This window comes from Nitrobacter sp. 62-13 (assembly GCF_001896955.1).
Lineage (GTDB): Bacteria > Pseudomonadota > Alphaproteobacteria > Rhizobiales > Xanthobacteraceae > Nitrobacter.
On sequence record NZ_MKRN01000024.1, the window covers coordinates 1 to 17,570 of the forward strand.

Below are 17,570 nucleotides of genomic sequence, written 5' to 3' on the forward strand. Positions count from 1 at the left end.
TGGACCACGGCGGTATCGGCGCTGAAGGATGCCAAGGCCGCCGCAGCCGCCGGCGATTTCGACAAGGCGGTCGCGGAATCCAGAAAATCCGAAACGCTGTCGAAGGCTGCGATCTTCCAGTCCAACGAACAGAAGGACGCGTGGAGGAAGATGGAGATCCGTTGATTGGACGTCAGATCAGACCGAGCCGTCGTCGCGAGCAGGCATCCCGGCCTTAGCTCGGGAGAGGATGCTGCGATAGACGGGTTCATCGTATGACTGTTCGCCGCCGGGACCTTCTCAAATCCGCCGGCGCGGCCTGTCTTTCCGCGGCGCTGCCACGCATGTCTCGGGCGGCCGACGATCACGCGGTGTACGAACTCGCGGGCTTCGGCAATGCGCGCATCCTGCACATGACGGACACCCACGCGCAGTTGCTGCCGGTGTACTTCCGCGAGCCCGGCGTCAATTTGGGCATCGGCGCGATGCGCGGACAGCCGCCGCACCTGGTGGGCCACGCCTTCCTCGATCGTTTTGGAATCAAGCCCGGCAGCGCCGACGCCTATGCCTTCACCTGCCTCGACTTCGAGAAATCGGCCGCGCACTTCGGCCGGCTCGGCGGCTTTGCCCATCTCAAGACTCTGATCGACCGGCTGCGCGGCGAGGCCGGTCCGAACAATTCGCTGCTGCTCGACGGCGGTGATCTGTGGCAGGGCTCCGGCCTCGCCAACGTCATGCACGGCGCCGACATGGTGGACGCCGCCAACCTGCTGGGCATCGACGCGATGACCGGGCATTGGGAGTTCACCTATGGCGAGAAAAAGCTGCGCGACAATCTCTCCCGCTTCAAGGGGGAATTCCTGGCGCAGAATGTTTTCCTCACCGAGGAGGCCGCGTTCAACGACGCGCCGGCCTTCGATGCCGCCTCAAAGCGTGTGTTCAAGCCGGCGACGATCAAGGAGATCGGCGGCCACCGCATAGCTGTGATCGGCCAGGCCTTCCCCTATGTGCCGGTCGCTCATCCGAGGCGATTCACGCCGGACTGGACCTTCGGCATTCACGAGGTGGAGCTGCAGAAACTGGTGCGGTCGCTGCGCGATGCCGACAGGGTCGATGCGGTCGTCCTGCTGTCGCACAACGGCATGGACGTCGATCTCAAGCTCGCAAGCCGCGTCAGCGGCATCGACGTCATCCTCGGCGGCCATACCCATGATGCGGTGCCGCAACCCGTTCCTGTCGGCAATGCCGGCGGCACGACGCTTGTCACCAATGCCGGCTCGAACGGGAAATTCCTCGGCGTGCTCGACCTCGATCTTGCCAAAGGCAAGGTCCGCGACGTACGCTATCGGCTGTTGCCGGTGTTCTCCGAACTGATCAAGGCCGATCCTGCGATGGAAGCTTTGATCGAGAAAGTGCGCGCGCCTCATGCGGCGGCCTATGCTCAGAAGATCGCGACCGCGGACCGCCTGCTTTATCGCCGCGGCAATTTCAACGGCACCATGGATACGCTGATCTGCGACGCGCTGCGTACGGCGTTCGATGCCGAGGTAGCGTTGTCGCCGGGCTTCCGCTGGGGCACCAGCGTGCTGCCCGGACAGGGCGTGACGATGGAGGACGTGCTCGCGGAAACCGCCTGCACCTATCCCGAGACCTACGTCCAGAGCATGACCGGTGGCCAGATCAAGGACATTCTGGAAGACGTCTGCGACAATCTCTTCAATCCGGATCCCTACTATCAGCAGGGCGGCGACATGGTTCGCGTCGGCGGCCTGTTGTATGCCTGCACGCCCGCCGAGAGCGCCGGCCATCGCATTTCGGAGCTGAGGCTGGGCGACGGCCGTTCGCTGGAAGCCGGCAAGAGCTATAAAGTCGCCGGCTGGGCCTCGGTCAACAAGCAGGACGGCGCGCCGGTCTGGGACGTCTTCGCCAAGCATCTGCGTAACGGCATGACAAGCAGCGTCCGCCGCGATAGCGTGACGGTGAAAGGCGTCGAGGGCAATCCAGGCTGGGCAGGATGACCGACATGCTGACACGAAGAGGCGCGGTCGCAGCGGCTGCGCTCACGCTGGCGCTGTCGCCGCTCATGCTCCGGGCGCAACCCGCTCCGCTGCCTGACAAACCCTTCGCCGAGCACCGCGTCGTCCTGCAATTGTCCGACGGCGACGCGAAGAAGCAGGGCCTCGTGCTCAGCGTCGCCAATAACCTGATCAAGGCCTACGATCCGGACAAGATCGCCATCGAAGTGGTCGCCTTCGGTCCGGGCATCGATCTGCTGCGGACGGAGAATGCCAGTCGCGCTCGCGTCGAGAGCCTGATGGCGCAGGGTGTCAGGTTCGACGTCTGCGTGAATACGCTCGACACCATCGAGCGCGAGACCGGCAAGCGGCCGGCCATCATCCCGTCCGCAAGGCCGGTGCAGGTCGGCGTCGGACACATCCTGTCGCTTACGGAAAACGGTTACACGCTGGTCAGACCATAGGGAGTTGTTATGCGCCGATTTCTTTGCCTTCTCGGTCTTCTCGTCGCCGCTGCCGGCCCGTTGCTCGCATTCGCCGCGAATGGCTTCGCCGATGAGGCGAAGCACCACCTTGTAATCCAGGTCGACACCAACGATCGACATACCATGGACTTCGCGCTGACCAACGCCACCGACGTGATCCGGTACTATCAGGGCGTGAACCAGGCGGCAGTCGTCGAGATCATGGCATGCGGACCGGGCCTCCACATGCTGCGCGAAGATACCTCGCCGGTGAAGGAGCGCATCAAAAACCTCAGCAAGATCCCACCCCCCAGCAAAATCCAGTTCTCGGCTTGCAACAATACCAAGGAGAGCATGGAGAAGAAGGAAGGCCGTCCGCTTGAGTTGCTGCCGGGAACGACGGTCGTACCGCTGGGCATGGTGCGGCTGATGGAGTTGCAGGAGCAGGGCTGGAGCTATGTGCGGCCGTGATCGTGCAGCGAACGCGCTGAAGCGTCGCGCATTCGCGGCGGCAGTGACGGCCGCGCTAGCGATCTCGTCGGCTCATGCCGGCGACGATGCGCTCGTGACCTACAAATCGCTGACGCCGGACGTCGCGCTGGAAGCCGCGCAGAGCGCCATGAAAAAGTGCCGCCACGACGGCTATCAGGTTGCCGTGGCCGTGGTCGATCGCTTCGGCCAGCCGCAGGTGCTGCTGCGCGACCGTTATGCCGGCCTGCCCGCGGCCGACATCGCCACCGCCAAGGCCTATACGGCGCTGAGTTTTCGTCGCGACACGTCCGAGCTGGCTAAAATGGTGCGCGACGGGACGATGGATGCGAGTCTGGCGCGATTGCCGCATATTGCGATGCTGGCCGGCGCCGTGATGATCGAAACCGGCGGAACGCTGGTCGGCGGCATCGGCGTCTCGGGCGCCCCCGGCGGCGACAAGGACGAGGCCTGCGCGCGAGCGGGGCTGGATGCGATCCGCGACAAGCTGGATTTCTGACCCGTTGTAATCGCTCGCAAGCAGCATAAATTGCTACGATACCGTCCGGGCAAGAAAAATTTGCACCGGCATTCAGGGTCGTACGATCATGATTTTCCGCCAGCTCTTCGACAGCGTCTCCGGAACCTACAGCTATCTGATGGCAAGCCGCGCCGGCGGCGAGGCGCTGATTCTTGATCCGGTGCTCGAGAAGGTCGACCGTTACTGCCAATTGCTGCGCGAACTGGACCTCAAGCTCGTGAAGGCCGTCGATACCCATCTTCACGCCGATCACGTCACCGGTCTCGGCGAATTGCGCGATCGAACCCATTGCGTCACCGTGATGGGCGAGCAGACCAAAGCCGACGTGGTCTCGATGCGCGTCAGCGACGGCGACAAGCTCACGATCGAGGGCATCGGCCTCGATGTGATGTACACGCCGGGACACACCGACGATTCCTACAGCTACCTGATGGGCGACCGCGTCTTCACCGGCGACACGCTTCTGATCCGGGGCACCGGCCGCACCGACTTCCAGAACGGCAGCGCGCGGGCGCAGTACGATTCCATTTTCAACCGGCTTTTGAAACTGCCCGACGAGACCATGGTGTTCCCCGCGCACGACTACAAGGGCGACACGGTCTCCACCATCGGCGAGGAGAAGCGCCACAACCCGCGGCTTCAGGTGCGCTCGATCGACGAATACGTCGAACTGATGAACAACCTGAAACTGCCGAACCCGAAACTGATGGACGTGGTGATCCCCGCCAACATGCATGTCGGCCTCAGGCAGGACGACCTGGCGAAACAGGGCCTTGCGCTGACGCCGCGCGAGGCGATTGCCCGGCTCGGCCAGCCCGACGTCCTGCTGGTCGATCTCCGCGAAACTCATGAGCGCGCCAAGAGCGGCACGCTGGCCGGCGCGTTGCATGCGCCCTATCCGGATATCGCGGACAGCTTGAGGTCCGGCGGCATGCTGCGCGAAGTGGCGGCCGCAACCGGACGCCGCATCGTGTTCTTCTGCGCTTTCGGAGAGCGCTCGGCCATGGCGGTCACCGCGGCCAAGGAGGCCGGCCTGACCAACGCGGCCCATATCGAGGGCGGGATCGACGCCTGGAAGAAAGCCGGCGGACCGGTGGTCGCAGGCTGATCGAGCGGACGCGATCGGGCGCGCGTGCGTCGGCGATAGCGATGCAGATTGGTTTCCAGCGCGTTCGGATCAGGAAGCCTCGCGGGTCGAGAGCCTTTCCGCTTCTGATGGAATCAGAAGCGGAGCCCTATGTTTTTGATTTGACGCGTTTTCTTTACGCGAACCGGTAGCCCTTCGCTTGAAAACGCTCTGGGCGAGGGTCGCGCTCCGGTCGTTTCCGGCATTACTTGGCGACACCGTTTCGGTCGCCGGATTTCGAGAGGATATTGAGTTCGGCGCGCAGGCCGTCCGGATCTGACAGCTCTCTTTCGATCTCTGCATGAAGATGCAGCCAGATCGGCACGGCCTTGGCCAGAACGGCCCGACCGGCCGGTGTCAGCCGGAGCAGGCGCGCGCGTGCGTCGGTTGAATCCGCCGCCGTCTTGATGAGGCGGCGACGCTCCAGCGGCTTGAGATTGGCGGTCAGCGTCGTCCTGTCCATGGCCAGCAGCGCCGCCACGCTGCTGAGCTTCGGCGGTTCCGGCCGGTTGAGCGACATCAGCAGCGAGAACTGACCGCTGGTGATGCCTGCCGGTTTCAACGCAACATCGAAGCGGCGTGCGATCGCCCGCGCTGCTCTCTGCGCATGCAGGCACAGGCAGCTGTCGCGGACCGGAATGGTGGTTTCGAAAGGAACTTGCATCTGTCAGGTTGACATCCATTCTCCGGCCACATTACGTTGATATCAACTTATATGGGTGGTCGTCAATCAACGTCGATGTGAGTCAGGGCCTATAGGCAAGGAGACAATCATGAAGATCGTGACAAGCCTCAGCTTCCGTGGGCAGTGCCGCGAGGCATTCGAATTCTACGCCAAGGTTCTCGGCGGAAAAATCAAGGCGGCCATACCCTATAGCGATGCGCCGCCGGGTATGCCGGTCGGGGACGAATACAAGACCTGGCTGATGCACTGCTGGCTTGATGTCGGCGATCAGTCGCTGATGGGCGCTGATATGGACGTCAAATGGGCATCCAACATCGATAAGCCCAAGAACGGCTTCGACGTCACGCTGCACACCCAGGACATGACCGAGGCGCGCCGCTGGTTCGATCAACTATCCGAAGGCGGCAAGGCCGTCATGCCGTTCAGCGAGACCTTCTGGTCGCCCGGCTTCGGCACTTTGATGGACAAATTCGGCGTCCCCTGGATGATCAATGTCATTCCGTCGGCGGATTGGAAACCCAAGCAGGGCTGAACGCATGCTCCGGGAGCGCCGGGCCAATCGCATGAACAGTCCCTATCGCTGGGTGATCGTCGCGGCGGGCGGCCTTCTGGGTTGCGTCGCGATCGGCGCCATGTTCTCGCTGCCTGTGTTCCTGCGTCCGATGTCGCAGGAGACCGGGTGGTCCGTCACCGGCATATCCACGACCATGACGATCGGTTTTCTCGCCATGGCGGTCGCCAGCATGGTGTGGGGCAATCTCTCCGACCGGTTCGGCCCGCGCCCGGTGGTGCTTGTGGGTTCGGTCGTGCTGGCGGCGAGCCTGGCGCTCGCCAGCCGGGCGGAATCGCTGATCGCGTTTCAGTTTCAGTTTGGCCTGTTGGTCGGCGCATCGACTGCCGCCGTCCTCGCGCCCATGATGGCCTGCGTGACCGGCTGGTTCGACACGCAGCGCGGTCTTGCCGTGTCGCTGGTCTCTGCCGGCATGGGCATGGCGCCGATGACCATGGCGCCGCTGGCGGCCTGGCTCATCTCGATTCACGACTGGCGGAGTTCGATGCTGATTATCGCCGTTCTCGTCGCCGCGCTGATGGTTCCGGCGGCGCTGCTGGTGCGCCGGCCCCCGGCGCTGGAGGACGGAGGGGCAATGATGGCTGCGGGGGAGCCGCAATCGGACATGACCGTCAGGCAGGCGGTCCGCTCGCCGCAATTCATCATCTTGATGCTGGCGAATTTTTTCTGCTGCGCCACTCATTCCGGCCCGATCTTCCACACCGTGAGCTATGCGGTGACCTGCGGCATACCGATGATAGCGGCAGTGTCGATCTACAGCATCGAGGGTTTCTCCGGCATGTTCGGTCGTATCGGCTTCGGCGTCGCAGGAGACCGATTCGGCGCGCAACGCGTTCTGGCGGTCGGACTGCTGGCGCAGGCCTTCGGCGTGCTCGCCTATGCTTTCGTCGACCGTCTCGATGGCTTCTATGCCGTGGCGGTGGTGGTCGGCTTCCTCTATGCCGGCACGATGCCGCTTTACGCCGTGATCATCCGGGAGAATTTTCCGCTGCGGATGATGGGCACGATCATCGGCGGCACGGCGATGGCCGGCAGCCTCGGAATGTCGATCGGCCCGCTGCTGGGTGGGCTGATCTACGACCGTTTCGGCAGCTACGCGCCGCTGTATGTCTGTTCGTGGGGTATGGGGCTCGTGGCCATGCTGATCCTGATGGCCTTCAGGCCGTTCCCGGGAAGAAGCGGGCAGATGGCGGTGGCGTAAAGTCCGGTGCTTGAGACCGACTCAGGACTTCATATGGTCGTCAGCGTTCGGACCAGCGCGGGACCCCGCCATTGAATTCGGGTCCGCCGGCGGCGTCACCAGCGGCTGCACGGTTTTCAGCATCGCCACGAGTTGACCTTGCTTGTGCGCGCCGGTCTTGCGGAAGATGCGCTCAAGATATGTGCGCGCGGATTTGGTCGTCACGCCGTTCTTGCTTGCGGACTCGGCCAGGGTCAATCCGCTGGCGAGGTCAGTTGCCAGCCGCGCTTCCGTCGGTGTCAGATCGAACAGGGCATTGAGAAGACTGGCGGACGGTACCAGCGCGGTGGGGGTGATCGGGGTGGCGATAATGAGGGTATCGGCGCCGCCGAAGATGTCGTGGGCGGCCCGCCGCAGCGGCAGCAGGTGAACGACGAATTCAGCGTTGTCGCCGATTGCCGGCACCGGAATGGAGCCGACCGTCGTTTCCTGCTGCATCCGTGTCACCGCCGCCTGAAACAACCGGTTGGCGTCGCGGTCGGCGATCGCCAGCCCGCCATGGGCAACCGGCAGACGTATTTTCCCCTTAGGGGACGCTGATCGAAGAGCCTGTTCAAACTTGCGAACCAGGCCTTCCGACGCGCAGCCGCTCCCGCCGGTCGAAGGCATCAATACGGAAGGCGGTCTTAAGGCAGCCTTCTTTGACGGGCGACTCAACGCCGGCGCCGCGTACTTGCGACTCAAGCAGGACAACTATCAGCAGCCCCATTGATGAGGCTTAATGAGCGACGCGGGATTCCCGAGAACGCGGTGATGACGCAGGACAGCCCTCGATGAAAATCAGGGGAGCAGGGGGTCGACTGTCAGCATGTTTCACAATCGTTCTTCCACGGAACCACTGCCGATCTGAGGCCCGGAGATCTGATCGTCACAGGTCCAGTCCAACTTTATCGAAGGCAAGCCGCTGTCCCGGGTGTATTTTGCGGCTACGCTGAATGCAGCGACCTGGAGTGCCGAGATCATCGACTGACGTGCTTCAAGCTGGCCGTATTGTTGGAGGTTGCATGGCAAACACCTTTCCGCATGGCACCGTTCACAAAGCAGGCGAAGACCTTCAGGCAGCCTTGCGATCCGATCCGAAGGTTCTTGTGCTGTGGGAAAATCTGACGCCGCTCGGTCGCAATGAATTCATCTGCTGGGTGGATGATGCAAAGCAACCGAAGACGCGCCAACGTCGCATCGAGCGAACCCGCGACGAACTGTTGGAGGGCAAGAAACGTCCCTGCTGCTGGGCGGGCTGCATTCACCGCACCGACAAAGCGCCAAGCCGATGGCAACAGGCGGTCTTGATCGATCAGCAGGGGAAGAAGCGGCGATAACCGATGCGAGCGAACGGTCCCTTCTTTTTCCCAGGAAAGGAATGTGGACAGATGACCGTTACCGAACCCGAACCGATGTCCGGCACGGCCGCGGTCGCCTACGCGATCGGTCTGCCGCTGGCGTTGCTTACCTTGGTATTCCTGCCGGTCGGCCGGCTCGACTGGACACCGGGATGGTTCTTCGTCATCTTTCTCATTGCCGTCTATGGCATATCGGCGCTGGTCCTTTGGCGCGTGAACCCCATAATCTATCGGGCGCGCAGCCGCTTCCAGTCGGGCACGAAGCGTTGGGACCGCATCCTGCTTGCATTGATGCTGCCCGCGATGGTCGCGGAGATTCCGGTTGCTACACTGGACGCGGGCAGAATGTTTTGGTCGTCCGTCCCGTTCTCGATCGTTGTCTTCGGCTACATCCTGATCGCCGCGGGCATCGCGCTCGGCACATGGGCTCAAGCGGTCAATCGCTTCTTTGAGCCCGGCGTACGCATCCAGCACGAACGCGGTCACCACGTTATCACCTCCGGGCCTTACAAGGTCGTGCGACATCCAGGCTATGTCAGCGCGATCATGCTATTCGTCGGTATGGCGTTTTCGCTTGCGTCATGGTGGGCGCTGATCCCGGCCGCTTTCGCGATCGTCATCCTGATCCTGCGAACGAGCTGGGAAGATGCGTTGCTCCGCGCAGCGCTTGACGGCTATGCCGACTATGCGCGCCACACGCGATTCCGGCTCGTGCCGGGCATCTGGTGAGCGTGAAGATGTTCCGCGACCCGTGCGAGGAAGCGCGACTTCCGATCTGTTGCCAGCGGCTGGGTTTTTTTCCCGGCTTTTGTGCGAGCGATTTCCTCGATGGATTTCCCGGTGTAGCGATCGATAGCTTTCGCAGGTTGGACCCGCCCGACTTGACATGATCGATCACGCCCGGTTTCGCGAGCTTCCGTTCGCGCTGTTTTATCCAAGCGGTTGTGGCCGGCCGCCTGTCAAAGGTCTCCGTCCCGTGGTACGTCTGGCTATCCCGCATCACCCGCACGCGTGCTTGATAGCCCATGCCGTCTTTTTCGCTTGCGTGCCGTGATGGTGTCGATGTCCCACGTCCCGACCTGGTCCACGGGATGAGATGTGGTCCATTGGAGCGATCTACTACCGAAGCCGCCGTTTTTGGTCCGGAACTAGCGCGAACGAGTCATACGTCAGATGACGCAACAGACTGATAAAAAAGAAAGAACGAGGTATTTTAAGCCTCCGATCTTCGCTGTGGCGCCGATGATGGATTGGACCGATCGGCATTGCCGGGTATTCCATCGTCTGCTGACGCGCAACGCGCTGCTCTATACGGAGATGCTGACCACCGGAGCGATCATTCACGGCGCGCGGGAACGCTTGCTGGGGTTCAGCGATGTCGAACATCCGGTCGCGCTGCAGCTTGGCGGATCGCGCGCAGAGGATCTCGCGGTGTCCGCGCGCATCGGCGAGGATTTCGGCTACGACGAAATCAATCTGAACGTCGGCTGTCCGTCCGACAGGGTGAAGGACGGGCGGTTCGGTGCCTGCCTGATGGCTGAGCCGGATCTGATTGCCGAAGGTGTCCACGCTATGAAGCGCGCGGTGTCCGTTCCGGTCACCGTGAAGTGCAGAATAGGAATCGATGACCAAGATATTGAGGCCAGCCTCGATACCTTCGTGCGCAAGATCACGGCCGCTGGAGTCGACGCCCTCATCGTTCACGCACGCAAGGCGTGGCTTGAAGGACTGTCCCCGAAGGAAAACCGGGATATTCCGCCGCTCGATTACGATAGAGTCTATCGGTTGAAGGCATCGCAGCGCGACATGCCGGTCATCATCAACGGCGGAATCGGCGGACTTTCAGAAGCGAAACAACATCTGGCGCATGTCGACGGCGTCATGCTGGGCCGCGCCGCCTATCAGGAGCCATGGCGTCTGCTGAAGGTCGATCCCGAACTGTTCGGCGAGGCGGCGGCGCACACCACCATGAAGCGCGCGTTAGAGGCCATGATGCCTTACATCGAGGATCAACTGGCAGGCGGCGTGCGATTGCATTCCATCACCCGGCATTTTGTCGGCGCCTTTCATGGCGTGCCGGGCGCACGGGCATTTCGGCGCCATCTCGCCGAGAACGGCGTGAAGGATGGCGCCGGCCTCGACGTGCTGCGCGAGGCCATTGCGCTGGTGGACGAGCCTTGCACTTATTCCGCATCGATAACTGACGAGAAATCCGAGTACGCGTAGCGGGCGGGAGCGTCGTTATGGCTGACCGGATTCAATCCGACGCAAGGTTGGTTTGGGCGAAATCGATAAAATCGATCGAGGCGAAAGCTCTTCCAGGCCAAACCAGCCGATCAAAGCCCGAGATAGGCTCGCCGCACTTCGGGATCATCGATAAGCTGCTTGGCCGGGCCGCTATGAACGACGCGGCCGGTTTCCATCACGTAGCCCCGATCCGCCGTCGACAGCGCCAGGTTGACGTCCTGCTCGACCAGCAGAACCGTTACGCCTTCGTCGCGGATCGTAGTCAGGACGTCCATCAACTGTTCGACGATAACGGGCGCCAGTCCCAGGCTCATCTCGTCGATCATCAGCAGGACCGGCGCCGCCATCAGGCCTCGCGCCATGGCGCACATCTGCTGCTCGCCGCCCGACATGCTTCCCGCGAGCTGCCGCCGCCGTTCCGACAGGCGCGGAAACATCGTATACATCCGATCGAGGTCGCGGGCGACGGCAGCCCTGTCGGTTCGCCTGTAGGCGCCCATCAGCAGGTTGTCCTGTACGCTCATGCGATCGAAAAGCTGGCGACCTTCCGGAACCTGGACCAGTCCGGCGGCAAAGACCTGATCGGAGGTCATCGGCATCAGGTCATGGCCGTTCATGACGATGCCGCCGGTTGCGGACAGCACGCGCGACAGCGTGCGCAGCAAGGTGGTTTTGCCCGCACCGTTGCTGCCGACCAGCGCCACGATCTCTGCCGGATAGATCGTGAGGGCGACGTCGTGCAGGACCGGCATTCCGCCATAGCCCGCGCTGATTGCACGGACGTCAAGCAGAGGCTCCCTGACCGCCGGCTTCGCGTTCATATCCGCCTCTTGCCGAGATACGCCTCGACGACCGTCTGGTTTGCAAGCACGCTGTCGGGTTCGCCGTCGGCGATCTTCTCGCCATGGTGCAAGACCAGCAGCCGATCCGACAGGCTCTTGATCGCCTTGATGACGTGCTCGATGACGAGAACGCTGATTCCGGTATCACGGACCTTGCGGATCACCGCGATCACCTCGTCGATCTCGACCAGGTTCAGCCCGGCCATGACCTCGTCGCAAAGCAGAACCTTCGGCTGCATCGCAAGAGCCTTTGCCAGTTCCAGCCGCTTGCGTCCGGGGCCTCCCAACTCGTCCGCGCGTTGATCGACGAACTTGCCCAGCCCGACGAAATCAAGCTGGGCACGGGCCTGCTCGCGGGCTTTCGCGAGCCTCGCGTGGCCTCCGCCGTGACCGAAAAGGGCGCCGACGGCGACGTTGTCCAGGACAGACAGGCCGGGAAACGGCCGCATGATCTGGAACGTGCGCCCGATGCCGAGCCGGGCGCGCCGATAGGCGGGCATGCCGGTGAGAGATTGTCCTTCGAAAAGGACGTCGCCGGAGGTCGGCGCGAGCGTTCCGCTGATCAGGCTGATGAGCGTGGTCTTGCCGGCTCCGTTCGGGCCGATCACTCCGAGAATTTCTCCAGGCTGCAGCAGAAAGCTGACATCGTTGACCGCGATCAGGCCGGCGAAGCGGCGGGTGACATGCTTGATTTCGAGCGCCGGGGTCATAGCCGATGCGCCCGGATGTTTTCAGCGAAATAGCGCCAGCCCGTCTTGCGGAATCGCCGAAACACGTCCGCCAGACCGCGCGGCATCAGGACGACCGCTGCCACGACGACGATACCGAAGAAAAGTCCCGCGACGCTCGTGACTTCGCTCGACAGGAATTCGGAGATCGCGGAGAGCGAAAGCGCGCCGACCACCGGCCCCAGGACGGTGCCGGGTCCGCCGAACACCGCCATGATGATCATCTTGACGTTCAGGCTGATATCGAATGCGCTTTCCGGATCGATGAAGGTCACCCAGTAGGCATGGATGCCCCCCGCCAGCGCGCTGAAAACGCCGGACAGTGCGAACGCCAGCGTCTTGTATAATGTCGTATTGACGCCCATCACTTCCGCACCTTCTTCGTTCTCGCGGATCGCGATCAATCCGAAACCGAAGCGGCTGCGCGTCAGCCAGAAAACCGTCAGCGTCACCAGCACCAGCAGCCCAAGGGACAACTCGTAGAAGAGACGATCGTTGTTGAGCGGCGGCAAGACAAGCCCGATATTCTGGCCGGCCAGTTCCACGTTGGAGACGATCGCGGTCATGACCTGAGCAAGCGCCAGCGTCGCGATCGCGAAATAATGCCCTCTCAGCCGCAGCACCGGAATGCCGAGCAGAACGGCGAAAGCGACCGCAAGTACCACGCCGAACGCAAGGCCGACGGCGAAGGGCAGGTGCCACTGCACCATCGCGATGGCCACGCCGTAGCTGCCCAGCCCGTAGAACACTGAATTGCCGAAGGACGCATAGCCGGTATAGCCGCCGATGATGTTCCAGCCCTGCGCCAGAACGGCGAGGAGCAGGGCGTTGATTCCGAACTGGATCAGGACATCGGATCCGAACCACGGCACGGCCGCAAGCACGGCGAGCGCCGCCAGGATGAGTATGATGCGCAGCGCCGTCACGCTGCTTTTCCGAGCAGGCCGGTCGGCCGCACGATCAGGACCAGCACCAGCACGCCGAAGCTCGCCACGTCGGCGTAGGTCGGCCCGACATAAAGCGCAGCCAGCGATTCGAGAATTCCCAGGAACAGTCCGCCGACGATCACGCCGAGCGGATTGTCGAGCCCGCCGATGATCGAGATCGCGAATGACTTCGCGGTCAACGCCGCGCCGATATAGGGATTGATCTGCGAGACCGTTCCGTAGAGGCCACCGGCCGCTCCGGCAAGCGCGATACCGATACCGAAGGTGACGGCGTAAAGATGCCGCGGCTCGACGCCGTAAAGGCGGGCAGCCACCAGGTTCTGCGCGGTGGCGCGGATTGCGCGTCCGAGCCTCGTACGCAGCAGGAACAGCCACATGCCGACCGTCAGCGCGATGGCGACGCCGAAGGCCAGAAGCCGCGCCAGCGGCAGGACCACCGGCCCCAGCACGATGCTGTCGCCCGCATAGCTGGGATTGATGGTGCGAAAATCTGCCGAGAACGTGAGCTGGGCGAGATAGGTCAGCACGACCTCCAGCCCGAAGGTTATCAGCAGCGTGTTGAACATCGGGGCGCGGACGATCAGGTTCAGAATGCCCCTCTGGACGCCATACCCGACCGCGAACATCACCACTGCGGTGATCGGCAATCCCAGGAAGGGATCGATATGTGCGTAGGTGAAGAGATACAATGACACATAGGCGCCCAGCATGATGAATGCGCCGTGCGCCAGGTTGACGATATTCAGCACGCCCCAGACCAGCGCGAGGCCGAGCGCCATCATGGCGTACAGCCCGCCCAGAAGGGCGCCATTGATGAGGACTTGCCCGAGCAGATCCAACGTCGTCCGTGCCCCTGTTCAGCCTGCGATCGTTCGCGATTGGCCTCTAGTTGTCCGCCTCTAATCTCTAATATTGCATTTCCGTTTCGGCGGGTCTTCTTGCGAATATCAGAATCGCGAGATCATTTTGATACTTGCATCTCCGGTGCGCGGCCGAGCGGGCCGCGCTTGCCGTATCCGCTCCGCTAGCGCGCGTTCCAGGCCGGCATCGGATATTTCGGCGGCGCGATTTTGCCGTGCACGCCCTGGATCGCCACCAGTGCGTCGCCCTGGACCTGAATGACCGTCTGCGGCAGATCGATCTGGCCGTTCTTATCGAACTCGATCTGGCCGTAAAGGCTTTCGAACTTCACTTTCGCCAGCGCGTCGCGCACCTTGGCCGGCTCGATCGTGCCGGCGTCTTCAATGGCTTTCACCAATGCCTCGACGTCGGCCGCGCCGGACGCAGCATGATAGTCCGGATCATAGCTGAACTTCGCCTTGAAGGCGGAGGCGAATTGCGCAGCGTCGCCGAACCAGCGGTCCTTGAGGTCGGCGGAAGGCAGCCAGGCCGCCATGCCGAAGGCATAGTCGGCGTCTTTGCCGAGAGCCTTGCGGAAGTCCTCGCTCGGAACGCCGACCGTGAAGGAATACATTTTCGGGGCAACCGCGAGGCTCTTGGCCTGGCGCACGAAATTGAGAATTTCGGTTTCGTGGCCGGCTACCAGGACCGCATCGACGTTCTTGCTCTTGAGCTGCGAGAGGAGCGAGTTGAAGTCCGTCGCGTTGGTGCTGTAACGCTCGTCCATGGCGATGGTGAATCCCGCCGCTTTCAGCTTGGGCCGCGTGCCCTCCGCGACCGAGACGTCGAAGGCATCGTCGGCGTAGAGCAGGGCGACCGATTGCGGGACCGGGTCGAGCCCTTTCATCATCTCTATCGTCGAGCCGAAATAGTTGCTGGCCGGCGCCAGCGTTCCGAAAATATACTTGAACCCGCGCGCGAAAATCTGGTCGGAAGCGCCGCCGCCCTGGACCATCGGAATCTGGTACTTCTCCGATACGGCAGAATCGGCCAGCGCGAAATTGCTTGCGAACGGCCCGAGCAGGAAATTCACTTTATCTCTTGAAACCAGTTGGGTGTACTGGCGCACGCTCAAATTCACGTCCGATTGATTGTCATAAAGCTTGAGCGCGAGCTGGTATGTCTCGTTGCCGACCTTGACCCCGCCCGCCTCGTTGATCTTGTCGACGGCGAGCTGGTAGGCGTCGCGATAATACCGTCCGGTATTGGCGACGGGTCCCGTGAGCTGCACGGATGCCCCCAGGACAATGTCCTTTGCCACAGCCGAACCTGATGCCAACGCAACGGCAGCGGCGACCAGAGCGCCCGACAGACCAGAAAATTTCAGCATGTGATTAACCTCCTCATCTTCGGCGCCCGTTTTTTCGGGTCTTGTGTTTGGTTGCGATCGGTTGCCCGGCGGGAGTGGTTCTGGATGGAATGCCTCGGAAACCTGTACAACCAATGCGCTAGCATTTTGGTTCCAACTTCCGATGATGGCCGAATCCGCGTCACGGTCCGCGACGCCCCGGCGATGCGGTTTCGCGCACCTCGATACCCTCGGGGCGCCCCGCGCCGGCGTCAAGTAAGGCTTTCGTCGATACCGCCGTGAGGGGAGCACAAGGCCCCGCTCGACGAGGCGGAGCGGTCGTCAGGCCGGAAGGATGCCCACCCGCATGGCATAAGCGGTCACCTGGCGGCGGAAATCGGCGATCATCCGTTCGAACAGCGCGAACGCTTCAAGCTGGAATTCCGCGACGACCTTGTGCGGCGGAAGCCGGCGGTCCCCGATCCGGCGCTTGAGATGATCCAGGCGGTCCGATTGCTCCGACCAGAGGTGATCGATCAGCGCCATCATCACCCGGCGAAGGATGTCGACGAACATGGATTCGCCCATGCGGGCGATCTTGCCGTCGATCCAACGGTCGGCCATGGCGCGTATATGCTGCGCGAGAGCTTGCGCGGCCGCCTTTGGATCGGCAGATGGCGGATTGATCTCGACGGCCAGGGTCAGGACCGACCGGACAGCGTGATCCAGTCCGGCGATGTCCCATGGGGCGGCCGGCGTTGCGAAGCGGTCGATCAGATCGTCGATCGTCTCATGGCGGAGGCGCGTTGCCAATGTCAGCGTATCGTTGGCGTCGCGGATATTGCGGCGCAAATCGTAGAAGTCCTCGCGCTGGCGCTGGATGATCGTGTCGAATCGCAGCAGTCCGAGACGTCGATCGAAGCTGCGGATCTCATGACGCTTCTGCGCGGCGCGGATCAGGCGGCTTCCGACCGCGGGCGCGATGCGTGCGGTCTGTTCCGCCGGCTGCGTGGTGATTGCGGCGTTGGTCAGAAGCTCGTCTTCCAGCGAGGCATGGAATATGGAGCGTCCCGGATCGCCCTGTCGTCCGGCGCGGCCGCGCAACTGTTCGTCCATCCGTCCGTGATCGTGATGAGCGGTGCCGATTACCAGCAGCCCGCCGGCGGCGATCACCCGGGCGCGGGTGGCTTCGTCCGCGTGTTCGCCGCCAAGACGGATGTCGGTGCCGCGGCCGGCCATTGCGGTGGCGATGGTCACCGCGCCGGGCGCGCCAGCCGCGGCGATGATCTGGGCTTCGCGGGCGTGATGTTTGGCGTTGAGCACGGCGAAGGTGCGCGTTGTAGCGTCGTGATCCGTCTGCTCGTGGCGCTGCCGCCAGCCATTGGCTTCGAGCATCGCCGCCAGCGCTTCCGATCGTTCGATGGTTGGCGCGCCGATCAGCACAGGCTGGCCGCGCGCGGCCGCGTCTTCCAAATCCCGCAGGATCGCCCGCAATTTGCCGGCGGTGGAGGCGTGGAGCACGGATTCATCGGTGCGGATCATCGGGCGGTGTGTCGGGATGGAGATCACATCGAGGCCGTAGATCTCGTTGTATTCCTCGGCGTCGGCTATCGCCGTGCCGGTCATGCCGGCAAGCCGGGCGTAGCGCCGGAAATAGGTCTGGAACGTGATCGCGGCGAGCGTATGCGTTTCCTCGCCGATGGCGCAGCCTTCCTTGGCCTCCAGGGCCTGATGCAATCCTTCGTCGTAGCGTCGTCCCGGCATCGGTCGTCCGGTCAGCCCGTCGACGATGGTCACGTTGCCGTTCTCGATGACGTAGTCGCGATCGCGGACGAGCATGACGTGAGCCCGCAGCGACTGCACGACATGGTGGAGCAGTGAGATCGATGCGATGTCATGCAGCGTCGTTGAAGCCTTCAGCAGTCCTTGTTCGCGCAGCCGTCGCTCGACTTCGCTGTACCCCGTTTCGGTCAACGCCACCCGACGCCGAAAATCGATCTCGTAGTGCGAGGGCTGTAGCGAGGCGATGACGGCATCGATCGCCTGATAGAAATCCGAGTGATCGCCAAGCGGGCCGAACAGCGCCAGCGGCATGCCGGCATCGTCGATCAGCGTGGCGTCGGCCTCGTCGACCAATGCGAAGGCATGACCGCGCTGGACGGTTTCCGCGGCGGAAAATTTCATGTTGT

General features: G+C 62.7%; 18 protein-coding genes. 10 read left to right on the forward strand and 8 right to left on the reverse strand.

The features are described from left to right. Positions 1–254: 254 nt before the first annotated feature. From soxB to BGN91_RS03460, 5 genes are all read left to right on the forward strand, one after another. A complete protein-coding gene (gene soxB / locus BGN91_RS03440) occupies positions 255–1,997 on the forward strand; it encodes a thiosulfohydrolase SoxB (RefSeq protein ID WP_292610559.1) in 1,743 nt (580 codons plus the stop codon). A gap of 65 nt (positions 1,998–2,062) precedes the next feature. Then, positions 2,063–2,458, forward strand: coding sequence for a hypothetical protein (locus tag BGN91_RS03445; protein WP_292610592.1), 396 nt, complete (start codon positions 2,063–2,065; stop codon positions 2,456–2,458). Between the two features lie 9 nt (positions 2,459–2,467). Further along, a complete protein-coding gene (locus BGN91_RS03450) occupies positions 2,468–2,929 on the forward strand; it encodes a hypothetical protein (RefSeq protein WP_292610560.1) in 462 nt (153 codons plus the stop codon). Beyond that, on the forward strand, positions 2,916–3,446 hold the full coding sequence (locus tag BGN91_RS03455) for a heme-binding protein (protein ID WP_292610562.1): 531 nt from the start codon (positions 2,916–2,918) through the stop codon (positions 3,444–3,446). Before BGN91_RS03450 ends, BGN91_RS03455 begins: the two co-directional genes overlap by 14 nt. Before the next feature lie 88 nt (positions 3,447–3,534). Continuing rightward, positions 3,535–4,575 (forward strand): MBL fold metallo-hydrolase, encoded by a 1,041-nt coding sequence (locus BGN91_RS03460; RefSeq protein ID WP_292610563.1) that lies wholly within the window; start codon positions 3,535–3,537, stop codon positions 4,573–4,575. 223 nt (positions 4,576–4,798) lie between these two features. Here the strand turns inward: BGN91_RS03460 and BGN91_RS03465 are convergent, their stop codons facing one another. Continuing rightward, positions 4,799–5,257, reverse strand: a complete 459-nt coding sequence (locus BGN91_RS03465; protein WP_292610564.1) for a MarR family winged helix-turn-helix transcriptional regulator — start codon at positions 5,255–5,257, stop codon at positions 4,799–4,801. 109 nt (positions 5,258–5,366) lie between these two features. Between BGN91_RS03465 and BGN91_RS03470 the strand changes: the two genes are divergently transcribed. After that, positions 5,367–5,810 (forward strand): VOC family protein, encoded by a 444-nt coding sequence (locus BGN91_RS03470; RefSeq protein ID WP_292610567.1) that lies wholly within the window; start codon positions 5,367–5,369, stop codon positions 5,808–5,810. A 31-nt stretch (positions 5,811–5,841) separates the two neighbouring features. Next, a complete protein-coding gene (locus tag BGN91_RS03475) occupies positions 5,842–7,050 on the forward strand; it encodes an MFS transporter (RefSeq protein ID WP_292610593.1) in 1,209 nt (402 codons plus the stop codon). A gap of 21 nt (positions 7,051–7,071) precedes the next feature. Here BGN91_RS03475 and BGN91_RS03480 read toward each other — a convergent pair whose 3' ends face one another. Continuing rightward, on the reverse strand, positions 7,072–7,701 hold the full coding sequence (locus tag BGN91_RS03480) for a hypothetical protein (protein ID WP_292610568.1): 630 nt from the start codon (positions 7,699–7,701) through the stop codon (positions 7,072–7,074). 392 nt (positions 7,702–8,093) lie between these two features. Between BGN91_RS03480 and BGN91_RS03490 the strand changes: the two genes are divergently transcribed. From BGN91_RS03490 to dusA, 3 genes are all read left to right on the forward strand, one after another. After that, positions 8,094–8,408, forward strand: a complete 315-nt coding sequence (locus BGN91_RS03490; protein WP_292610569.1) for a YdeI/OmpD-associated family protein — start codon at positions 8,094–8,096, stop codon at positions 8,406–8,408. 51 nt (positions 8,409–8,459) lie between these two features. Then, positions 8,460–9,158 carry an isoprenylcysteine carboxylmethyltransferase family protein gene (locus BGN91_RS03495; RefSeq protein ID WP_292610570.1) on the forward strand — a complete coding sequence of 233 codons (699 nt, stop codon included), beginning with the start codon at positions 8,460–8,462 and terminating at the stop codon, positions 9,156–9,158. A gap of 444 nt (positions 9,159–9,602) precedes the next feature. Continuing rightward, entirely contained in the window at positions 9,603–10,655 is a 1,053-nt protein-coding gene (gene dusA, locus BGN91_RS03500) for a tRNA dihydrouridine(20/20a) synthase DusA (protein WP_292610572.1), read from the forward strand. A 110-nt stretch (positions 10,656–10,765) separates the two neighbouring features. Here the strand turns inward: dusA and BGN91_RS03505 are convergent, their stop codons facing one another. The 6 genes from BGN91_RS03505 to BGN91_RS03530 form a co-directional block, all read right to left on the reverse strand. Further along, complete coding sequence (locus BGN91_RS03505; RefSeq protein ID WP_292610574.1) at positions 10,766–11,497, reverse strand: ABC transporter ATP-binding protein; 732 nt, start codon at positions 11,495–11,497, stop codon at positions 10,766–10,768. Beyond that, a complete protein-coding gene (locus tag BGN91_RS03510; RefSeq protein ID WP_292610575.1) occupies positions 11,494–12,228 on the reverse strand; it encodes an ABC transporter ATP-binding protein in 735 nt (244 codons plus the stop codon). The genes BGN91_RS03505 and BGN91_RS03510 overlap by 4 nt, the downstream gene beginning before the upstream one ends. After that, positions 12,225–13,157: a branched-chain amino acid ABC transporter permease gene (locus tag BGN91_RS03515; RefSeq protein WP_292610595.1), complete on the reverse strand. Its 933-nt coding sequence runs from the start codon at positions 13,155–13,157 to the stop codon at positions 12,225–12,227. Before BGN91_RS03515 ends, BGN91_RS03510 begins: the two co-directional genes overlap by 4 nt. An 11-nt stretch (positions 13,158–13,168) precedes the next feature. After that, complete coding sequence (locus BGN91_RS03520) at positions 13,169–14,032, reverse strand: branched-chain amino acid ABC transporter permease (protein ID WP_292610577.1); 864 nt, start codon at positions 14,030–14,032, stop codon at positions 13,169–13,171. 185 nt (positions 14,033–14,217) lie between these two features. After that, on the reverse strand, positions 14,218–15,423 hold the full coding sequence (locus BGN91_RS03525; RefSeq protein WP_292610580.1) for an amino acid ABC transporter substrate-binding protein: 1,206 nt from the start codon (positions 15,421–15,423) through the stop codon (positions 14,218–14,220). Between the two features lie 300 nt (positions 15,424–15,723). Continuing rightward, positions 15,724–17,570, reverse strand: a 1,847-nt coding sequence (locus tag BGN91_RS03530) for a preprotein translocase subunit SecA (RefSeq protein ID WP_292610582.1), incomplete at its 5' end; no start/stop codon positions are given.

What these genes read in the sequence shown, in the direction of transcription:
- soxB (WP_292610559.1), top strand. Translation starts at nt 255, where the DNA reads ATGACTGTTCGCCGCCGGGACCTTCTCAAATCCGCCGGCGCGGCCTGT.
- BGN91_RS03445 (WP_292610592.1), top strand. Translation starts at nt 2,063, where the DNA reads ATGCTCCGGGCGCAACCCGCTCCGCTGCCTGACAAACCCTTCGCCGAG.
- BGN91_RS03450 (WP_292610560.1), top strand. Translation starts at nt 2,468, where the DNA reads ATGCGCCGATTTCTTTGCCTTCTCGGTCTTCTCGTCGCCGCTGCCGGC.
- BGN91_RS03455 (WP_292610562.1), top strand. Translation starts at nt 2,916, where the DNA reads ATGTGCGGCCGTGATCGTGCAGCGAACGCGCTGAAGCGTCGCGCATTC.
- BGN91_RS03460 (WP_292610563.1), top strand. Translation starts at nt 3,535, where the DNA reads ATGATTTTCCGCCAGCTCTTCGACAGCGTCTCCGGAACCTACAGCTAT.
- BGN91_RS03465 (WP_292610564.1), bottom strand. Translation starts at nt 5,257, where the DNA reads ATGCAAGTTCCTTTCGAAACCACCATTCCGGTCCGCGACAGCTGCCTG.
- BGN91_RS03470 (WP_292610567.1), top strand. Translation starts at nt 5,367, where the DNA reads ATGAAGATCGTGACAAGCCTCAGCTTCCGTGGGCAGTGCCGCGAGGCA.
- BGN91_RS03475 (WP_292610593.1), top strand. Translation starts at nt 5,842, where the DNA reads ATGAACAGTCCCTATCGCTGGGTGATCGTCGCGGCGGGCGGCCTTCTG.
- BGN91_RS03490 (WP_292610569.1), top strand. Translation starts at nt 8,094, where the DNA reads ATGGCAAACACCTTTCCGCATGGCACCGTTCACAAAGCAGGCGAAGAC.
- BGN91_RS03495 (WP_292610570.1), top strand. Translation starts at nt 8,460, where the DNA reads ATGACCGTTACCGAACCCGAACCGATGTCCGGCACGGCCGCGGTCGCC.
- dusA (WP_292610572.1), top strand. Translation starts at nt 9,603, where the DNA reads ATGACGCAACAGACTGATAAAAAAGAAAGAACGAGGTATTTTAAGCCT.
- BGN91_RS03505 (WP_292610574.1), bottom strand. Translation starts at nt 11,497, where the DNA reads ATGAACGCGAAGCCGGCGGTCAGGGAGCCTCTGCTTGACGTCCGTGCA.
- BGN91_RS03510 (WP_292610575.1), bottom strand. Translation starts at nt 12,228, where the DNA reads ATGACCCCGGCGCTCGAAATCAAGCATGTCACCCGCCGCTTCGCCGGC.
- BGN91_RS03525 (WP_292610580.1), bottom strand. Translation starts at nt 15,423, where the DNA reads ATGCTGAAATTTTCTGGTCTGTCGGGCGCTCTGGTCGCCGCTGCCGTT.